This is a genomic window from Thermococcus argininiproducens (assembly GCF_023746595.1).
GTDB classification, from domain to species: Archaea; Methanobacteriota_B; Thermococci; order Thermococcales; family Thermococcaceae; genus Thermococcus_A; species Thermococcus_A argininiproducens.
The window spans coordinates 1682380-1698378 of the sequence record NZ_CP080572.1 but is presented as its reverse complement, the minus strand read 5'-3'; the positions used below and the strand labels follow the sequence as shown (position 1 = coordinate 1698378).

The following is a 15999-nucleotide window of genomic DNA, read 5'->3' as shown; positions in this document are numbered from 1 at the left end:
CAAACTCATAGCCAGTACCCGCTAAACGAGAATCCCATTCCTCCTTTATTGTCCTCCCTCAGCAGGTCATAATGTAGCTCATCCACATAACCAAACTCAGGCAAATAAACATGCTTCCTTAAGCGGCCGACAAACTTGAAGCCATTTTTCTCCAAAACCCTCTGGGAAGCTTTGTTTGGCTCATACACTCTTGTCCAAATCTTGTTGAGATTCATGTTTTCGAAAGCAAACTTGCATAATAGACTCAAAGCTTCACTTGCATACCCGTTCCCCCAATGCTCTTTAACTATAGCATACCAGACCATAGCATGCCTTGAAACCCAGTTAATTCCCTGTAGACCTATAAACCCAACAAGCTCACCACTAATGTTGCTTACTATTGCAAAATCCACCATTTTCTGTTTGTTCTTTTTAGACATCTCATAGATCTCATCAAATTTTTCTCTTGGGTATATTCTCGCTCCATCATTAAGGAAGATTTGTATATCTCTGTCATTTGCCAATAAAAACCATTTATCTTTGTCTTCTTTCAAAATAACAGCCAATGAAACCTTCTCCCCTTCCATAATTTTTGGTCGTTCCATTGTTCATAACCACCTAAGTAGTCCCTTTCATCTCTTTAAATTCAAGGCATGCCAGAGAAAGAGAGTCTCTGGCTTAATTTTTCCTCTTTTCACTTTTTTCTGTTTCATCATCTGCTGACACTTCCTTACATCATGTTCCTGAATCCCCATGCATCTTTAACTGCCCATTCTTTCACAACTTTGCTTTCCTCTTTGCTCACTCTCGTCCAAAATCTCAAACTCTCAAAGTCAAACACTTTACATCACCCCACTATTTCTTAAAGTGCTCAAATTACAATATTCTAATGGTCAAAACTGAGCAATTTTGAATCTTTTGACATCTCTTTAGTGTTATAGGGCCCCAAAGGCTTCCAAAATGCTTTCTTCAAAAAGGCGATGTTACATCAACCCTAGAAGAAAATCGGTGAAATGGTGAAGAACCACTGCCGGAAAAATGCTGCGGCTTTTCATATAGAGTATTCCCTAGAGCCAACCGAATGCACATCCAAGTTGCAAGAGTTAAATATAAAGAGTTAAATACTGGATTAAACAGAACCTAAAAATCAAGGAGAGTATTATGAAAACAAAACTTATCACCGTTGGTTTAGTTATTTTTGCATTTTTAATATTTGGTTGTTTGGGGAATAAAGGAGATGTTGCCCTAACCGAGCCCGGCTCAAATAGAAAGATAAACTACAATGGGATCGAACTCATCATGGAGTTCAATTTTTGGAACATAAAGGAGTTCAATGGAAGCGCTGAGCTAGCTTATTATAGAAGCAACAACACGATAATGTTTTATGCAAATCTGAGTGGCGTTGTGATGAAAGAACCTCACCGCTACGTTCAAGGCTATCCAGAAGTTATATATGGTTATAAACCTTGGACTGGCCACAAAACTCAGGGAGATCTCCCCATAAAGATAAAGGAGCTTGAAAGTTTTGAGGTAACATTGAACTATTCCCTCTGGCACGAGAGAGACCTACCCATAAACTTGGCTATGGAGACATGGATAACCGCGGAGGAAAAAGCCAAAGAGATTAAAGAGGGCGATGTAGAGTTAATGGTGTGGCTCTACTCGAATTCACTCATTAGACCAGCAGGGAGCAAGATTGACATCACAAAAACCAAAATAGTTGTAAACAGTACCCTGAGGGAAGTAGAATGGGAGGTATGGCTCTACTGTAATGCCCTGCCCTGGGACTTGATAACCTTCCGTTTAAAAGAGCCCATTAAAAGTGGGGAGATAAGGCTTGATGTTACACCTCTTTTATCCACTGCTAAAGAAGTTTTTGAAGAAAATCTTTGTAGAGTTGAGAAATTTGACGAACTCTATCTGGAAGATTGGGAAGTTGGAACAGAGTTTGGAGGTCCTCATAGCAGGAGCGCTAACTTTGGGTGGCAGATATCCAAATTTGAGATCAATGATGGAAGGTGAAATCAGCATTAATATATTGATAAACCGTTGTATTCGATGTCCACAATCTCAATTTGGTCATAGCAAAAGTCCCCTGTTTTCAGCTTCCATATTATGTTGACCTTGCTTGGGACAATAACGCCGTTGAACATTTTATATTCCACAATCTGTCCCTCCCAGTCCTCTAAAACGAACTCCCCATTAACCTCCATGTACCGCTTTGCAGTGATTCTCGTTACTTCACCCTTTTCGTTAAAATGGAAGACCGCAGAGGCTGAAACTCCGTTGTAGGTTATCGTAGCTTTTGCTGAGGTGTTATCTATAGATTCCCATGTGATGTAGTCGTTTAAAAATGCTGAAGGAAACCAGATGCACTCAGCAAGAAATCTCAAAAGCTCTCCGTGATCAACCGCATTTCCTTTTGCATCTACAACCGTAATCAATCCCAATAGTTTTACCACCAGATTGCCCCTACCCTCAACAAATTCGTCCTTCGCATGTATTGATAGCAGTGGAGCAGCTCTCACTTTTGCTATCCAGATGAACTCAGCGGAATCTACCCTAAAATACTGCTCTGCTGTTAGTGGCATCCACTTTTGATCTTCTTTCATACGGAAATACCCGTCTTGTTTTAACCTAACGGTGTTGATTTCTTCCGTGCCTATAATCTGGGTATATCTTAAATACCTTTGAACCGGCTCAGGCAGATCTTGTACATCTTCCTCGGTAATGACTTTGGGTTTTGTCATATCACTCTCTTTAAAAAGCTCTTTTGCGTCATTTCTTGTCCTTTTGGTGAATGCAACACCACCAAGAACAGCGGTTGAGACTAACAGAATAACGATTATTCCTAATACAATTAATACGCTTTTTATCATTTTGTTTTACCTCATTTCGGAACATTCGTCACCTTAATTTGTGGTGACAATCTTTGTTACCTACAAGCATTATATACTTTTGGGTACCCAAAGAAGAAGTAGGAGAGTTTTATTATTGTTAAATTTTCTAAGCTAGGAGTTTTGGGTTAATCACTACTATGAAGCTAACAAAAGAGGGTGAGATGCTATAGCTAAAGAATGCCAAAAAAGATTGAAGAGAATATAGAAGAATTTAAAAAGCAACAGCTATGCCTATGGATTATCCAATCATTCCCCTGGTTTCTACACCAATGTTCATGACACTTTCTCTAAAGTTAAGGTAGTAATATATTGACGCAAGGAGGCTGAGGGTAACTAGGGTAGCCACAAGGGCTGAAATATCAACGATATCTAAGAGAGGCCCAATAACTGCCATTCCAAGTGGAGTTGTAGCCATTATTGCAGTCTCAAAGGCAGAGAAGAATCTGGCGCGAACTTCATTAGGGACGCCCTTTTGAAGCTTAGTGAAGAGTGGGACATTAACCAGAATGTTGAAGAATCCACCTATCATAAAAATCCCGAGGAGTGCTGGATAAGCTACAAGTCTGACTAAAGGATGTACAACCACTGAAAGCAGAAGCAGACATATAAGTTGGGCAAAAAGGGCTTTGAATAGCAGATTCTCAGAGGATTCTTTGAGCTTCCCTGCTATGAGGAGGTTCCCGGCCAAGGCTCCAATTGTGGCGGCGGTTTGAATACTCCCGAATTGAACAGAGGAAAACCCTAAAATGACTCGTGACATGTACGGGAGGATAACCACAAAAATCGGATTTAACAGGGTGTTTAGGACTATCCCAAGGCTAACAAGAATGAGTAAACTTTTTGAATTTTTTATAAATTTAAAACCTTCGAGCATATCTTCCCATACTTCGCCGAGACTTGAAATCTTACGGCTTCCCCACTGATACTCTATTAACATCTCAAAGAGGCCGGAACCAAAGAAACTTATTGCGTTTATTAGGATTGCAAGCCTAAGCCCACCAAATGCGTAAATTATTCCTCCCAATATAGGCCCAGCGATTCTTATTATCTGACCACCGCTCTGAAGTGTGGAATTAGCCTGAGCAAGTTCTTCTCTTTTTACAAGGTCGGGGAACATTCCAGAGATCCCTGCTGAGAAAAATGCACCCATAATACTCATGATGACTTGAATTGCAAGCAAACTCTGGATATAGAGTAGGTTGAAGAGGATAACTCCGAAAAGGAGGACACCTCTAGCTATGTCAAGCCACACCATTAGCTTTTTTCGGTTATAACGATCACCAATTACACCAGCTACTGGATTCACTAAGAGTCTTGGAAGCAGTTCAGCTATTATAAAAATGCTCATTATAGCTCCGCTACCAGTTTTGTCTAGGACATAAAGGGGAACTGCAATGTCCTGAATTACCCATCCAACTTGGGATATCCACCTGCCGATAGCATAGAGCCAGAAGTTTTTATTGAGCATTATGTTATCACCAAATTACAGTAAGAATGCTCAATTGCAATTATGTTTGTGATCAGTAGTGACCATTTAATCAAAAAAGCTATGGTGCAAAAGCTTGTTTGCCTCTCGAAGACCTCGTTCTTTGGGGCGGGGAGGATGTCAGTTTTTCCCAAGGAATTTCTTCAGCTCTTCAAAGTTCTTAACATCGGACCACATATGGATGAATTCTATATTTGGAACCTTTTTCTTTACTTCTGCATAAGAACCATTATCATCAACATAAACGACCTCTCTAATCTCATAGCCCAGACTTTCAAGCTGTTCGACTGTTCTCCTAATCATATCCGCTTTATCAGGATGATTCTCTATTTTTGGGAAGAGAAAATACTCCCAAATTCCAAATGCTTCTAAAATTGGTCGTACTATTTCTTCTACGTTCCAGCTTGCTATGCTTAAGATAAATCTTTCCTTTGCCCATTCAAGAAACTCCCTAGCTCCCTCAAAAAGCCTAACCTCTCTTCCATAAACATCTATGAGCAGATTCCCTTCAACCTTAAATTGAGGATCTCTAAATCGCAGGATTTCAAATTTAAGAACCATTTGTTGTACATCTTTTTGTTCCCAAAGTGTTCCGTCTAAATCAAGAACCAAAAGCTTCTTCATGATACCACCAAAAACAAATTATTATCAAAAACAAGATATAAAAGAAAAGAAGAGTTCACTCCTTCTTAACGTGCTTTTCGACAAATTCTTTGAGGATGTCCCTGAGCTTTGGTTCTCCGATTTCTTCGAGCTCATACCTAACTCTGACAGCTGGTTTATTGAGTTTCATAACGCGTCTGAGATCAATTGGAGTTCCTATTACAACTACGTCAGCATCGGCTCTGTTAATGGTTTCTTCAAGTTCTTTGATTTGCTTGGCGCCATAACCCATGGCTGGAAGAATGACGTCTAGGTGGTTGTACTTCTTGTATGTGTCGACAATTGAACCGACTGCATATGGCCTTGGATCAATTATTTCTTTTGCTCCGAACTTCTTAGCTGCAATGTAACCAGCACCGTATCTCATTCCACCGTGGGTAAGTGTTGGTCCATCTTCAACAACAAGAACACGCTTACCCTTAATGAGCTCGGGTTTATCCACATAGAGGGGTGAAGCACCATCAATGACGATAGCATTGGGGTTGACTTTTTCGATGCTTTCGCGAACTTTTTGGATGTCATCTCTATTGGCAGTGTCAATCTTGTTGATTATTATAACATCGGCAGCTCTGAAGTTGGTTTCGCCTGGATGGTACTTGAGCTCATGTCCAGGCCTATGTGGATCAGTTACAACTATCCAGAGATCTGGAACATAGAATGGGAAGTCATTGTTTCCGCCATCCCAAAGGATTATGTCAGCTTCTTTTTCGGCTTCACGGAGGATCTTCTCGTAGTCTACACCAGCATAGACAACCATTCCTCTATCGATGTAGGGTTCATATTCTTCTCTCTCTTCGATGGTACATTCGTGTTTATCGAGGTCTTCATATGATGCAAATCTCTGAACGATCTGCTTTCTCAAGTCACCATAGGGCATTGGGTGTCTTATAGCAACTACTTTGTAGCCCATCTCTTGAAGTAATTGGGCAACTTTCCTTGAGGTTTGGCTCTTCCCACATCCAGTTCTTACGGCTGTTACGGCCACAACAGGTTTGGTGCTCTTTATCATGGTGCTCTTTGGACCCAAAAGCCAGAAATCGGCTCCTGCTGAGTGAGCCCTGCTCGCAAGGTGCATCACATGCTCATGTGAAACATCAGAATAAGCAAATACTACAATATCTATATCATGCTCCTTGATAATTTTTTCTAAGTCATCTTCACTCCATATTGGAATTCCATTGGGATAAAGTTCTCCAGCAAGTTCAGGGGGATAAACTCTTCCTTCAATATCGGGAATTTGGGTTGCAGTAAATGCAACTACCTCGTATTCGGGATTGTCCCTGAAAAACGTGTTGAAATTATGGAAATCTCTTCCAGCTGCTCCGAGAATAACTACTCTTTTTCTTTTCTTTTCGGCCATTTTTATCACCTCAAAATATTCAGCTTAGACAGGTGATGTTTAGATATTGGCATTTATAACTATTTTTGTTGCCTAATGAAACTCTTCGTCCAAAAATCTTCATTCTAGCTTTAGGGATCAAAAAGAAATTTCGGCACTACTAGTACTAAATTAGACATAAAACTTATTCACTGTTTTGGGAGTACACTTCTCAGTGTAAGTATATGCCCATCCAGCGTAATTTGAACCTTTAGAACTTCTGTTTTTCTAGCTTTCTCTAAGAGTAATTTGTATATCTCATTTGCGCTCTCTTCATTTTTCCAAGAACTCTTCCAGATAAGTACATAATGGGTGGAATTTTCTGCTAGGATAATAAGATCTCCATTCCAAGCACGTGTAATTGTCAAAGCGCTGTCTGGATTTACACCATTTGTTATCATAATGAGATAAAAGTAAAATTCCCCTAGCCTATCTGCATGGAATATTTTGTAACTTTCATCGATGTCGATATCTAGTTTTCTGGGGAGAGTTTTATTTAAATAGAGCTCGGGATGCATTATTTGCTGAGTTGTTTGAGGGGGATTTGAGTAAGCATTGTTAATAAGGTTCCATCCACCTACGGAATAAAGATACTCAACAAAATGATCTCCAAAAACATAGGGGAAGTAGCCAAAATTTAGTGGAGGATCTGCTAAATAAAAGGATGTTATTTTTTCTATTTTAATACCATGCATTTTGCAATATATGTCTGCGGTTAGATCTGCATCTCCTTCTACTAAAGCCTTGACAGCTAAACTCCCATCTAGTGTTTCGGGATACTCTGGATTAAAGTATTGTTTCTGAAGAACATGAGTAAATTCATGTGCCAAAACCCTTTGGGAAGTGTCTCCTGTTCTGAAGAAATTCTCTGAAATGATATAAACCTTGTCGCCCGAAGTTACGGCTATCCAAGAGGCCGTTTCTTTAGTTCGAGTTTTTGTTAAATTATATTCTGGAGGCACTAATAGAGTCATTTTATAAATAAGTTCCCATTTTTTTATATTCTCATAGTCTCTTTTGCTTGGACCCCATTTTTTAAGAGCCTCCTCTTGAGTGAGAACTTTTATTTCTGGATCTCCTTTAAAAGGAAGTTCTCTGATTTCCTCAACTTCCCTAGAGATGTTAAGGGCAATTTTAAGAACTTTTTGTGCTTCGTCACCTGGATAAGAATAGTTATGATATAAGAAAGCGGCAAGGAAAAGGAGTATTATAAAAATCCCAACAACTTGCTTGTTTTTCATTTAATTCACCAAAGAAAGAATGAAAAGATCACTCTTTAAATTCTACAAATTCTTCTTTCATGCCTTCTTTTGTTATTGTAACCACCTGTATTTTCCTTTCACCAGTATATACATCTCTTTTACCTGCTGTTCTAACAGCTCTTATTGCAAGTTCACGAGCCTTCTTAAGACTTATATTTTCCTTGTATCCATCTTCGAGGATTGCTATGGCAAATGGGCTTCCAGATCCTGTTGCGGTATAATTATCGAAGATTAGACCTCCTAAGGGGTCTAAGTTAGCCAAGGTTGGTTCTTCTACGTAACCGCCAATTATGATTTGAACCAGATATGGGAACCATTTGCTTTCGTTAAGTATGTTGCTGAGAAGATTCGCCATGGCTTTGGCTGTCATTGGTTTTCCCCATGTAAACTGGTAGTATCTTGCTTCAGCTTCAAGCATTCTGGCTAAGGCTTGTAAATCTCCTACACTCCCTGCGGTTGTTATGGCGATTTTGTCGGTTATAGGGAGGATTTTCTTTATATTAAGAGTTTCTACCATGTGATCAAGAGAAGCCTGAGTATCTGCAGCTAACACTACTCCATCCTTTAGTTTAATTCCAACCGTTGTTGTCCCGGTTTTCTTTTCCATATCTTCTCACCTCTAGATGTGTATTTCTTAGAAAAGTTTTAAACCTTTGGGAGTATACACTAAGTTAAAGTAGATTTAAAAATAAGCGAAGGAGTTTTCAACCCTCAAGCATGTCTTTGCAGCTCTCGCAGACCCAGCGTTCATAACCCTCGCGAACGACTCTGTGTAGCTGAGCGTATTGGCCACATACTTCACATATTCCATAGACTTCTCCAGCTTCTTCTTCGGACTCTTCTTCCTCTTGATTGTATGCATTTAAAGCTGCAAGTAGATCTGCTGCTGTTACAAATCCCATTGGCATTCCCAATTTTGTTACAAGAAGTCTTCTAACGCTTTTCTCCATCATTAGTTCAATTGCATCCTGGATGTCATAATCATACTCTATTGTTATGGGAGTTTTTGTCATAATGTCGCTTACTTTGACTTCTTTGGGGTCTTTTCCCTTGGCAACTACCTTATTAAGTATGTCTCTATCAGTAACGATGCCTATGATTTCGTCTTTTTCCATAACAACTGCACTACTGACTTTGTTTTTTGCGAGAATTTTTGCTACTCGTTCGACAGTTTCAACTGGTTTAACAACAATTGCTTTCCTTTTAACTATCTGCTCCACAGTAATTTTTGGCATCATTGTGATCCCTCCTGATTCATGTTGAACTACGCTAGGAGACTTAAAAATGTTTTGGGCTTAGATTCTTTTGCTCAATAAGTATCGAAAAACTAGGAAAAAGCTTACTACGAAAACCAAAACTGCTAAAATATAAGGCATTGGTGAGGTTTTGACCAATGTGGGCATGACAGTTTTGTTGATAGTTTCAAGGCCTGTGGGAGTAGGAGCTTTTTCAACTGCGTATGTCATGTTTTCAATACTTGGTTGGGGTTTTTCTGCAAGAAGTTTATTGGATATTATATAAACACTAGAAGCCAATAATCCAGCTATGCTTAAACTTATAATCTGCATCTTCTCAAAAACTCTTAAAAATCGTTTTTTAGTTGGTATCCTCCTTGGGAGAAGCAAAATGGGTTTTGATGAGGCCCTATACAGTTTTACCTCTTGTAATCTTTTTCCATACTTTTTCCCAGCTATTTCAACAAGACTAACTCTCACCATTTTATCTAAGTGATAAGAAACTGTAGAAATCGGAATATTGAGCTCTTTTGCTATTTCGGACATTGAAAGTGTTTTTTCTTGGAGTAAAGTGAGAATTGAAAGAGCAGTATCATTAGCTAGAATTTGGGCGAGTTCTCGTGCCTTTTCATCTCTGATGTCAATTGTCTCAAATTCCACTCACTACACCACAGAAAATTTGGTAATGTAGGTATTAAAATCTTTGTTTTCACTTCAAAAGTGATTGAAGTTAAAAATTTAGTAAAGTTATGAAAAGGAAAGAAAAGCTAAACTCATGGCTTTTCGAGGATGATCTCAATTGTTGATGTGTTTGCAGTTCTTCCATCAGCTGTTGGAAGTTCCTCTGTGCCTATCTTTATCTCCTTAACTCTAACCTCTGGAAGGAACCTGTTTCTGACGATCTCTGCAACGTCAACAGCTCTGCTGATAGCCCTACCTCTTGCTCTAACGCTAACTTCTTTAGCGCCCTCGTTGAACTGGGTTATTACAGCTAACACATAGTTCATAACAGGCTTCTTTCCTATGAAGACAACATGTTCCTCTGCCATTTTTGACACCCTCCGAAAGTTTTGTCAATAGCAAACTTTGGATATATAGTTAAATACTTTTCGGTTAAATAGCAAAGTTTCCAAATACTCTCTAAAAACCCAAAAAGTTGGCTTTTGGTTTTAACATTTTTGTGTCGATTAGAAAATTTTTTTAAGCTAGATTATAACAAGAAATTGGTGATAATATGGCTATTCATCCAATCGATTATAGGTATGGTAGTGAAGAAATGAAACGTATCTGGGAGGAAGAAAATAAACTACAAAAACTTCTCGATGTTGAGGCTGCTTTAGCTAGAGCTCATGCCCAACTAGGTAATATTCCTGAAGAAAGTGCAAAGATAATCGGCGAAAGGGCCAATACCAAGTGGGTGAAGGTTGAAAGGGTTCAGGAGATTGAGGAGGAGATACATCACGATATAATGGCTGTAGTTAAAGCTCTGAGCGAAGTCTGTGGAGAACATGGGAAATACGTGCATCTTGGGGCCACTTCCAATGACATAATAGATACTGCAAATGCTCTCCTAATTAAAGAGTCTTTGGAGATTGTCCTAAAGGATTTAAAGGAGTTGAGGGCAATTTTGAAGAGTCTTGCGAAAGAGCATAAGTATACTGTGTGCATAGGAAGAACTCACGGCCAGCATGCGGTTCCAACGACATATGGAATGAAATTTGCAATATGGCTTGATGAAATACAGAGACATATAGAGAGAATTGAAGAAGCAAAAAAGAGAATTTTGGTTGGACAAATAAGTGGTGCTGTTGGGACAATGGCTTCATTTGGTAAAATGGGCTTAAAAATCCAGGAATTAGTGATGAAGGATCTTGGTCTCAAATCTGCTCTAATAAGCAATCAAATAATCCAGAGAGATGTGTATGTAGAACTTATGAGTATCTTGGCTATTATAGCGTCTACTCTTGATAAAATTGCTCTTGAGATAAGAAATCTTCAGAGAACTGAGATTTTAGAGATTAGTGAGCCATTTGGAAAGAAACAAGTAGGTTCCTCCACAATGCCTCATAAGAGGAACCCAATAAGAAGTGAGAAAATTAGTGGGCTCGCGAGAGTTATCTATTCAAACATTATTCCAGCACTTTTGAATAATCCTCTGTGGCATGAGCGGGATCTTACAAATTCTTCTGTTGAACGGGTAATACTTCCAGAGACATTTGTGCTCTTAGACGAGATGCTTAAAAACACGAAGAAAGTGCTTTTGGGCTTGCAATTCTTCCCAGAAAACATAAAGAAGAACCTTTACCTCACAAAGAACTTAATAATGGCTGAACCATTAATGTTAAAGCTTACTGAGAAAGGTATGGGGAGACAGGAGGCTCATGAACTCGTAAGAAGGCTTGCAATGAAGGCTTTTAAGGAAAATAGGGATCTATTAGAAGTGTTGTCTGAAAGCAAAGAAGCAAGAGAATATTTAACAGATGATGACTTGGCATCATTAAAGCCTGAAAACTATATTGGAATGGCCCCTCAGATAGTTGACAATGTCATAGCTTACATAGAAGAAAAAGAGAAAACTGAAGAGTCTTAAACTACTTTTTTAATTTTAATACGTCTAAGATCTTGTCCTCTGCTGTTGGGAGGACCAATGGTCGAGAGAGGTGCTTTCGAGCATCTGGAGGTACTTCATAGATCTTTCTTTTAAGTTCTCGTGAAATTCTTTTGGGGATCAAGACTTTTTTCATTTTGTATCCGCACTTTTTGCACTTTAGATACTTTCCTTTACTCTTCATAGTGCCTTTACATTTTGGACATTTTGGTTTTTCATATGTTATTTTTTCAGCTAGCTTTATAGGGTAAAACTTTTCGAGGTTGAGGGTTAACACACCATTGAATTCTTTTACTCCACCAGCAGCGATTATTTCATCTCCCTCAATGAGCATTCTTACATATTTTCTAAACCCTTTTGTGGGTTCAAACGCTGCTACTCTCAGGGTTCCACTCTCATCGCATATCTCAAAAAAGACATGACGTCCTTTTTCCCAGTATTTTTTTATCACTTTTCCTCTCACTATAGCACTCTCTAAGGGTTTTAACTCCCCAATTTTTTTGAATCTCAGATGGTCATCTGTGTTTTGGTTAGTTTTGTAAATCTGGAAGAAATCAATGGGTTCTTCAAAAATAATATTTTCAAAGGCCCACATAACTTTGTTTTTATCTATTCCTCTAATTCCAACTAACACGGGATCTTTACCATGGGGGGTTATTAAGACACTGCCCTTGGATAAGTCAACATTGTCATAGGTAAACGGATACGTAAGATAATCTACTGCAAAGACACTTTCTTTACTGACTTTTCTGACAGTTCCCCAAAACTCTCTTGTCCGATAAGCAAGGAGTTCATAAGTAAAGACTTTGAGTGGATGGCCGATGGCTGCTAATGCTCCTATTATTCCTCGTCCTAACCTGAATTTATGAACTTCAGCATTTAGCTCTTCTGCAATATTTTCAGCTTCTGTTATATCTAGATGTTCCCAAATAGCCTGATATGCAAACCTTTCTAGCTTTTTAGGAACGTCGCCTTCAATAAAAACGACACCTGGATTAGTGTTCTGATGAGAAAAATCTGAAAGTTCTTTTACTATTTCCAACACGAGATTTTTTATTTTAGGTATATCTTCTTCCTTGGCATCAAAACTCATCGCAACAGCCCCGTTCCCACGGGTTTTATAGGGCACATTGGGATTTAGTCGGATCAATTTTGGTAGGTCTAAAGGCTCCGCTATCTTGGAAATTTCTCTATATAATAAAGCTCCTAAATATGTGGTGCACATGCCCTCTGGAGAGTCTGTATCGTCGATACCTATGTGGAGTTTCACCATCTTGACCTCCTTCTCACCTTGAAAGGTGAGACTTTCAGGTTTTAAAGCATAGGGCTAGTTAAAAGTTTATCTATCAAAGGAGTGTGTTAGTACCAAAGCACTCGAAATCTCATTATTACATTTTAAAGAAATGTGGAAAGAAAATAGATTAAATCCTGAGTTCTATACCATCAAGCTCATTGTCTATCGATTTGACAATTGAGAATAAAATATTTTTCCCTGCTTTATCCAGTTTAATAATCGTTGTGGAAACGCTTTCAATTAGAGGGAGTGCTTCAGGAAAAGCCCTCTCTAAGACATTTGTTGGTATGTAATAGAAGGCTATCCTCTTTTCAAACCCGATAAATGGCATAACTTGATTTATAAGGTTCTGTAGTACTTCTTCTTTGGAACCAGATGTTATTAATAGTTTTTCATAACCTAAAACACAATTGATAACTCTTTCTCTATTGAAATAATTTTCAAAAATCTCTTGATACCTTTTATTGAGCACCGGTATATCACTTCGGCTTATATATCCTATAACATTGCCTGTTTTTTGAATTCCTCTAATTTTAATGACTTTACTTTCATCTAGCATTTTAGTTTCTAATCCTGCAATTTTCATGTGTTGTTTGTAAACATTAAGAGTATCGAGAATATCGTCAATAAGGATTAGATATTCTCGCTCTTTGGCCCAGTTTAATATTAAATGAAAGAGTTTTGAAGTTGGAGTATATGTAGAGTGTTCTACTAAAACGGTTTCCCCCCATTTAAGATTATCTAGGATCCTCTCTAACATTTCAATCATAGTGTACACCTCTCATGATACATATGCAATATTTAATATTTAAATTTTTTATGAATGGAAGTGTAGGAAGTGTCACAATCCTCAAGTGGTGGTGCTTTTTCACGCTACATTCCTTAGGAGGGAGAGGGAAGTTAGACTTGCCAGCATATTTAGAACGATAAAAACTTTTAAAGTCCTTTATATTAGTTATAAATGAGATGATGGAAAAAGAAAGATTATTGCGGGTTGTTGAAGGTATCTTCAAAGGCACTGGATTTAAAGTTGCTAGAATGGAATTTAGGGGTTCGTGCTTTGATTTAGCTGCTAGTAGACTATTTTTACTCTTATTTGTGAAGGTTCTTCAGAATATTGATTCTCTCAGTGAAGCCCAAGCTGAGGATCTAAAACGATTAGCAAAGCTTTTTGAGGCCTCACCACTTATTATCGGTCTTAAATCAAAGAATGAAGAGCTTGAAGAAGGAGTAGTTTATGAAAGATACGGACTCTATGCTTTGAATCCTCAAACGCTCTATGACGTACTTGTACAGAATGAGCTTCCCGCAATTTTTGCTGAGAGGGGAGGTTTCTATGTCAGAGTTGATGGGAACTACCTGAAGGAACTGCGAGAGACTCATGGTTATAGTGTTGGAGAACTCGCTGAATTGCTCGGAGTTTCGAGAAAAAGTCTTCAAAACTATGAAAAAGGAGAGCAGGCCATGAGTCTTGAAATCGCCCTTAGATTAGAGGAGATCTTTGATGCTCCTGTTGCAAAGCCAATTGATATTCTTAACTCGAGAGTTGAGGCTAAAATGAGAGTAGAACCCGAGACGGAATTAGAGAGAGAAATATTTAAACGTTTAGAGACGTTTGGCATGGGTGTTGTTAAGATTAAAAAGGCACCCTTTGATGCAATCTCTAAGGAGGAGGGCCTAAAAATACTCACTGGTATAAGTGAAAGAAAAACAAGTTCAACAGTGAGAAGGGCCCAAATGGTGAATGAAGTGAGCAAGATCATTCATAGTGACGGTCTTTTTATTCTTGAAAAGACAAAAACTGAGGTTGTAGGGGAAGTTCCATTGATTCCCAAAGAAAAACTTGATGAAATTAAGGACGCAGATGAGTTAATGGAAATGATTGAAGAGCTTAAAAAAGAGATAAAGAGGAAGATATTCAGCTGAAGATAACTTTCCTCCAGAGTTCCCTTATTTTGTCAACATATTTGGTGGGTGATGCAATTAACACTGCCCATCTGGGCGTTTGTCTCCGTTTTAGGGCATTTGCAAGTGGAGTAACTTTGGTAAGAGGTCTTATTTCTCCATTGTGCATTAATACTCCAATTTCTGTGGATTTTAGTCGTGGTTCAGTTAGCATTAGATCTGCTGTAGAGAATTCTATGAGAATTTCTCCTTCTTTTGCCCCTACTGCATTTGCCAATGCCCTTTCAAGCTCTTGACGTTTTTTAATGTCTTTATATATATTCAATAGTTCTCTCTTTTCTTCTGTTGTTAATTCATCAGCATTTAGTAACAATGCAGCTTTGAATAAGTCACGGTATTTAATACGCTTTACAATTTCTGCTGGATAGCCTTCTAGGTCTTCAAGTTCAACAAGAACTCTACAGTCTGTCATTTTCCAGAATTCCCACAAATATCCGTCCTCAAGGGCAAACTCAAGGGCTCGTGTAAGCATACTTTCAGCTATTTTCACAGTGTGATGGAAGTAAACTCTGGAATACATTAATGCCCTGGCTACCATCATGCCCTCTACGGCTTCTACTCCTTTCTCGTCCACTACTATTTCATTGTTATGGATTCTAAGTATTTTAAGAAGTCTTTCGAGATCAATTATTCCATGTGCCACACCAGTATAATGAGCATCTCTGATGAGGTAATCTATCTGGTCTACATCTACATCCCCATGAAGGGCCTGTCCAAGGTATCTTTTTTTGTATTTACCTAAAACAATATCTGCAACTTCTTTTGGTTCGTACCCATAGAACTCTAAAACCTCTGGGATAAATTGTCTTTCCTCAGTCTCTCCATCTATGATATCTATTTTTCCAAGGATTATATTTTGTCCTAGATGCATGTGATCATATTCTCTTACATAATGCTCGTATATTTGTTCAAAAGTATGCGAAAAAGGCCCATGTCCAATATCGTGTAAAAGTGCTCCGGTTTCTAAGATTGTACTCTCTTCCTCAGTTAATCCAAGCTCTTGGGCAAGTCTTTTTGCGATACTGTAAGTTCCAAGTGAGTGTTCAAATCGTGAATGATTCGCACCGGGATAAACGAGATATGCTAATCCTAATTGTTTTATGTTTCTTAACCTTTGGAATTCTGGCGTTTTTATAAGATCCAAAATGAGTCCACTTATTTTCATACTTCCGTGTATGGGATCATGAATTATCTTTGGTTTCATTTTCCTCACCTGTATTGGAGATTAA

General features: G+C 38.5%; 16 protein-coding genes. 3 read left to right on the top strand and 13 right to left on the bottom strand.

The features are described from left to right. Positions 1 to 5: 5 nt before the first annotated feature. On the bottom strand, positions 6 to 584 hold the full coding sequence (locus K1720_RS09125; RefSeq protein WP_251948798.1) for a GNAT family N-acetyltransferase: 579 nt from the start codon (positions 582 to 584) through the stop codon (positions 6 to 8). 556 nt (positions 585 to 1140) lie between these two features. On the opposite strand from K1720_RS09125, the gene K1720_RS09120 reads away from it, so the two are divergent. Then, positions 1141 to 2001 (top strand): GH12 family glycosyl hydrolase domain-containing protein, encoded by an 861-nt coding sequence (locus tag K1720_RS09120; protein WP_251948796.1) that lies wholly within the window; start codon positions 1141 to 1143, stop codon positions 1999 to 2001. An 8-nt stretch (positions 2002 to 2009) separates the two neighbouring features. On the opposite strand, the gene K1720_RS09115 is transcribed toward K1720_RS09120, so the two are convergent. From K1720_RS09115 to albA, 9 genes are all read right to left on the bottom strand, one after another. Then, the gene (locus K1720_RS09115; protein ID WP_251948794.1) at positions 2010 to 2858 is read right to left on the bottom strand and encodes a DUF6544 family protein; all 849 of its coding nucleotides are present in this window, start codon (positions 2856 to 2858) and stop codon (positions 2010 to 2012) included. Positions 2859 to 3117: 259 nt separating this feature from the next. Then, a complete protein-coding gene (locus K1720_RS09110) occupies positions 3118 to 4347 on the bottom strand; it encodes an MFS transporter (RefSeq protein WP_251948793.1) in 1230 nt (409 codons plus the stop codon). 138 nt (positions 4348 to 4485) lie between these two features. Continuing rightward, on the bottom strand, positions 4486 to 4989 hold the full coding sequence (locus K1720_RS09105) for a magnesium-dependent phosphatase-1 (RefSeq protein WP_251948791.1): 504 nt from the start codon (positions 4987 to 4989) through the stop codon (positions 4486 to 4488). A gap of 55 nt (positions 4990 to 5044) precedes the next feature. Then, positions 5045 to 6388, bottom strand: a complete 1344-nt coding sequence (locus K1720_RS09100; RefSeq protein ID WP_055281669.1) for a cyclic 2,3-diphosphoglycerate synthase — start codon at positions 6386 to 6388, stop codon at positions 5045 to 5047. Between the two features lie 167 nt (positions 6389 to 6555). After that, positions 6556 to 7647 carry an eCIS core domain-containing protein gene (locus K1720_RS09095; protein ID WP_251948789.1) on the bottom strand — a complete coding sequence of 364 codons (1092 nt, stop codon included), beginning with the start codon at positions 7645 to 7647 and terminating at the stop codon, positions 6556 to 6558. A gap of 28 nt (positions 7648 to 7675) precedes the next feature. After that, a complete protein-coding gene (gene psmB, locus K1720_RS09090; RefSeq protein WP_251948788.1) occupies positions 7676 to 8275 on the bottom strand; it encodes an archaeal proteasome endopeptidase complex subunit beta in 600 nt (199 codons plus the stop codon). Between the two features lie 97 nt (positions 8276 to 8372). Beyond that, positions 8373 to 8906, bottom strand: coding sequence for a CBS domain-containing protein (locus K1720_RS09085; protein ID WP_055281675.1), 534 nt, complete (start codon positions 8904 to 8906; stop codon positions 8373 to 8375). Between the two features lie 57 nt (positions 8907 to 8963). Next, positions 8964 to 9563 (bottom strand): ArsR/SmtB family transcription factor, encoded by a 600-nt coding sequence (locus K1720_RS09080; protein WP_251948786.1) that lies wholly within the window; start codon positions 9561 to 9563, stop codon positions 8964 to 8966. Between the two features lie 113 nt (positions 9564 to 9676). After that, positions 9677 to 9952 carry a DNA-binding protein Alba gene (gene albA / locus K1720_RS09075; protein WP_048160373.1) on the bottom strand — a complete coding sequence of 92 codons (276 nt, stop codon included), beginning with the start codon at positions 9950 to 9952 and terminating at the stop codon, positions 9677 to 9679. 185 nt (positions 9953 to 10137) lie between these two features. Here albA and purB point away from each other — a divergent pair, with 185 nt between their 5' ends. Continuing rightward, positions 10138 to 11493: an adenylosuccinate lyase gene (gene purB / locus K1720_RS09070; protein WP_251948784.1), complete on the top strand. Its 1356-nt coding sequence runs from the start codon at positions 10138 to 10140 to the stop codon at positions 11491 to 11493. A 1-nt stretch (position 11494) separates the two neighbouring features. On the opposite strand, the gene tiaS is transcribed toward purB, so the two are convergent. After that, entirely contained in the window at positions 11495 to 12781 is a 1287-nt protein-coding gene (tiaS, locus tag K1720_RS09065) for a tRNA(Ile2) 2-agmatinylcytidine synthetase TiaS (protein WP_251950687.1), read from the bottom strand. A 151-nt stretch (positions 12782 to 12932) separates the two neighbouring features. Beyond that, entirely contained in the window at positions 12933 to 13574 is a 642-nt protein-coding gene (locus K1720_RS09060; RefSeq protein WP_251948783.1) for a DUF257 family protein, read from the bottom strand. 200 nt (positions 13575 to 13774) lie between these two features. On the opposite strand from K1720_RS09060, the gene K1720_RS09055 reads away from it, so the two are divergent. After that, positions 13775 to 14731, top strand: a complete 957-nt coding sequence (locus K1720_RS09055) for a transcriptional regulator (protein WP_251950685.1) — start codon at positions 13775 to 13777, stop codon at positions 14729 to 14731. Here the strand turns inward: K1720_RS09055 and K1720_RS09050 are convergent. Continuing rightward, positions 14724 to 15974 (bottom strand): HD domain-containing protein, encoded by a 1251-nt coding sequence (locus tag K1720_RS09050; RefSeq protein WP_251948781.1) that lies wholly within the window; start codon positions 15972 to 15974, stop codon positions 14724 to 14726. The genes K1720_RS09055 and K1720_RS09050 overlap by 8 nt on opposite strands. Positions 15975 to 15999: the final 25 nt, after the last annotated feature.

Bases quoted from the DNA above. Each gene is read 5' to 3' on its own strand.
- K1720_RS09120 (WP_251948796.1), top strand. From the start codon at position 1,141: ATGAAAACAAAACTTATCACCGTTGGTTTAGTTATTTTTGCATTTTTA.
- K1720_RS09100 (WP_055281669.1), bottom strand. From the start codon at position 6,388: ATGGCCGAAAAGAAAAGAAAAAGAGTAGTTATTCTCGGAGCAGCTGGA.
- K1720_RS09125 (WP_251948798.1), bottom strand. From the start codon at position 584: ATGGAACGACCAAAAATTATGGAAGGGGAGAAGGTTTCATTGGCTGTT.
- albA (WP_048160373.1), bottom strand. From the start codon at position 9,952: ATGGCAGAGGAACATGTTGTCTTCATAGGAAAGAAGCCTGTTATGAAC.
- K1720_RS09060 (WP_251948783.1), bottom strand. From the start codon at position 13,574: ATGATTGAAATGTTAGAGAGGATCCTAGATAATCTTAAATGGGGGGAA.
- K1720_RS09105 (WP_251948791.1), bottom strand. From the start codon at position 4,989: ATGAAGAAGCTTTTGGTTCTTGATTTAGACGGAACACTTTGGGAACAA.
- K1720_RS09115 (WP_251948794.1), bottom strand. From the start codon at position 2,858: ATGATAAAAAGCGTATTAATTGTATTAGGAATAATCGTTATTCTGTTA.
- K1720_RS09110 (WP_251948793.1), bottom strand. From the start codon at position 4,347: ATGCTCAATAAAAACTTCTGGCTCTATGCTATCGGCAGGTGGATATCC.
- K1720_RS09055 (WP_251950685.1), top strand. From the start codon at position 13,775: ATGGAAAAAGAAAGATTATTGCGGGTTGTTGAAGGTATCTTCAAAGGC.
- K1720_RS09050 (WP_251948781.1), bottom strand. From the start codon at position 15,974: ATGAAACCAAAGATAATTCATGATCCCATACACGGAAGTATGAAAATA.
- psmB (WP_251948788.1), bottom strand. From the start codon at position 8,275: ATGGAAAAGAAAACCGGGACAACAACGGTTGGAATTAAACTAAAGGAT.
- purB (WP_251948784.1), top strand. From the start codon at position 10,138: ATGGCTATTCATCCAATCGATTATAGGTATGGTAGTGAAGAAATGAAA.
- K1720_RS09085 (WP_055281675.1), bottom strand. From the start codon at position 8,906: ATGATGCCAAAAATTACTGTGGAGCAGATAGTTAAAAGGAAAGCAATT.
- K1720_RS09095 (WP_251948789.1), bottom strand. From the start codon at position 7,647: ATGAAAAACAAGCAAGTTGTTGGGATTTTTATAATACTCCTTTTCCTT.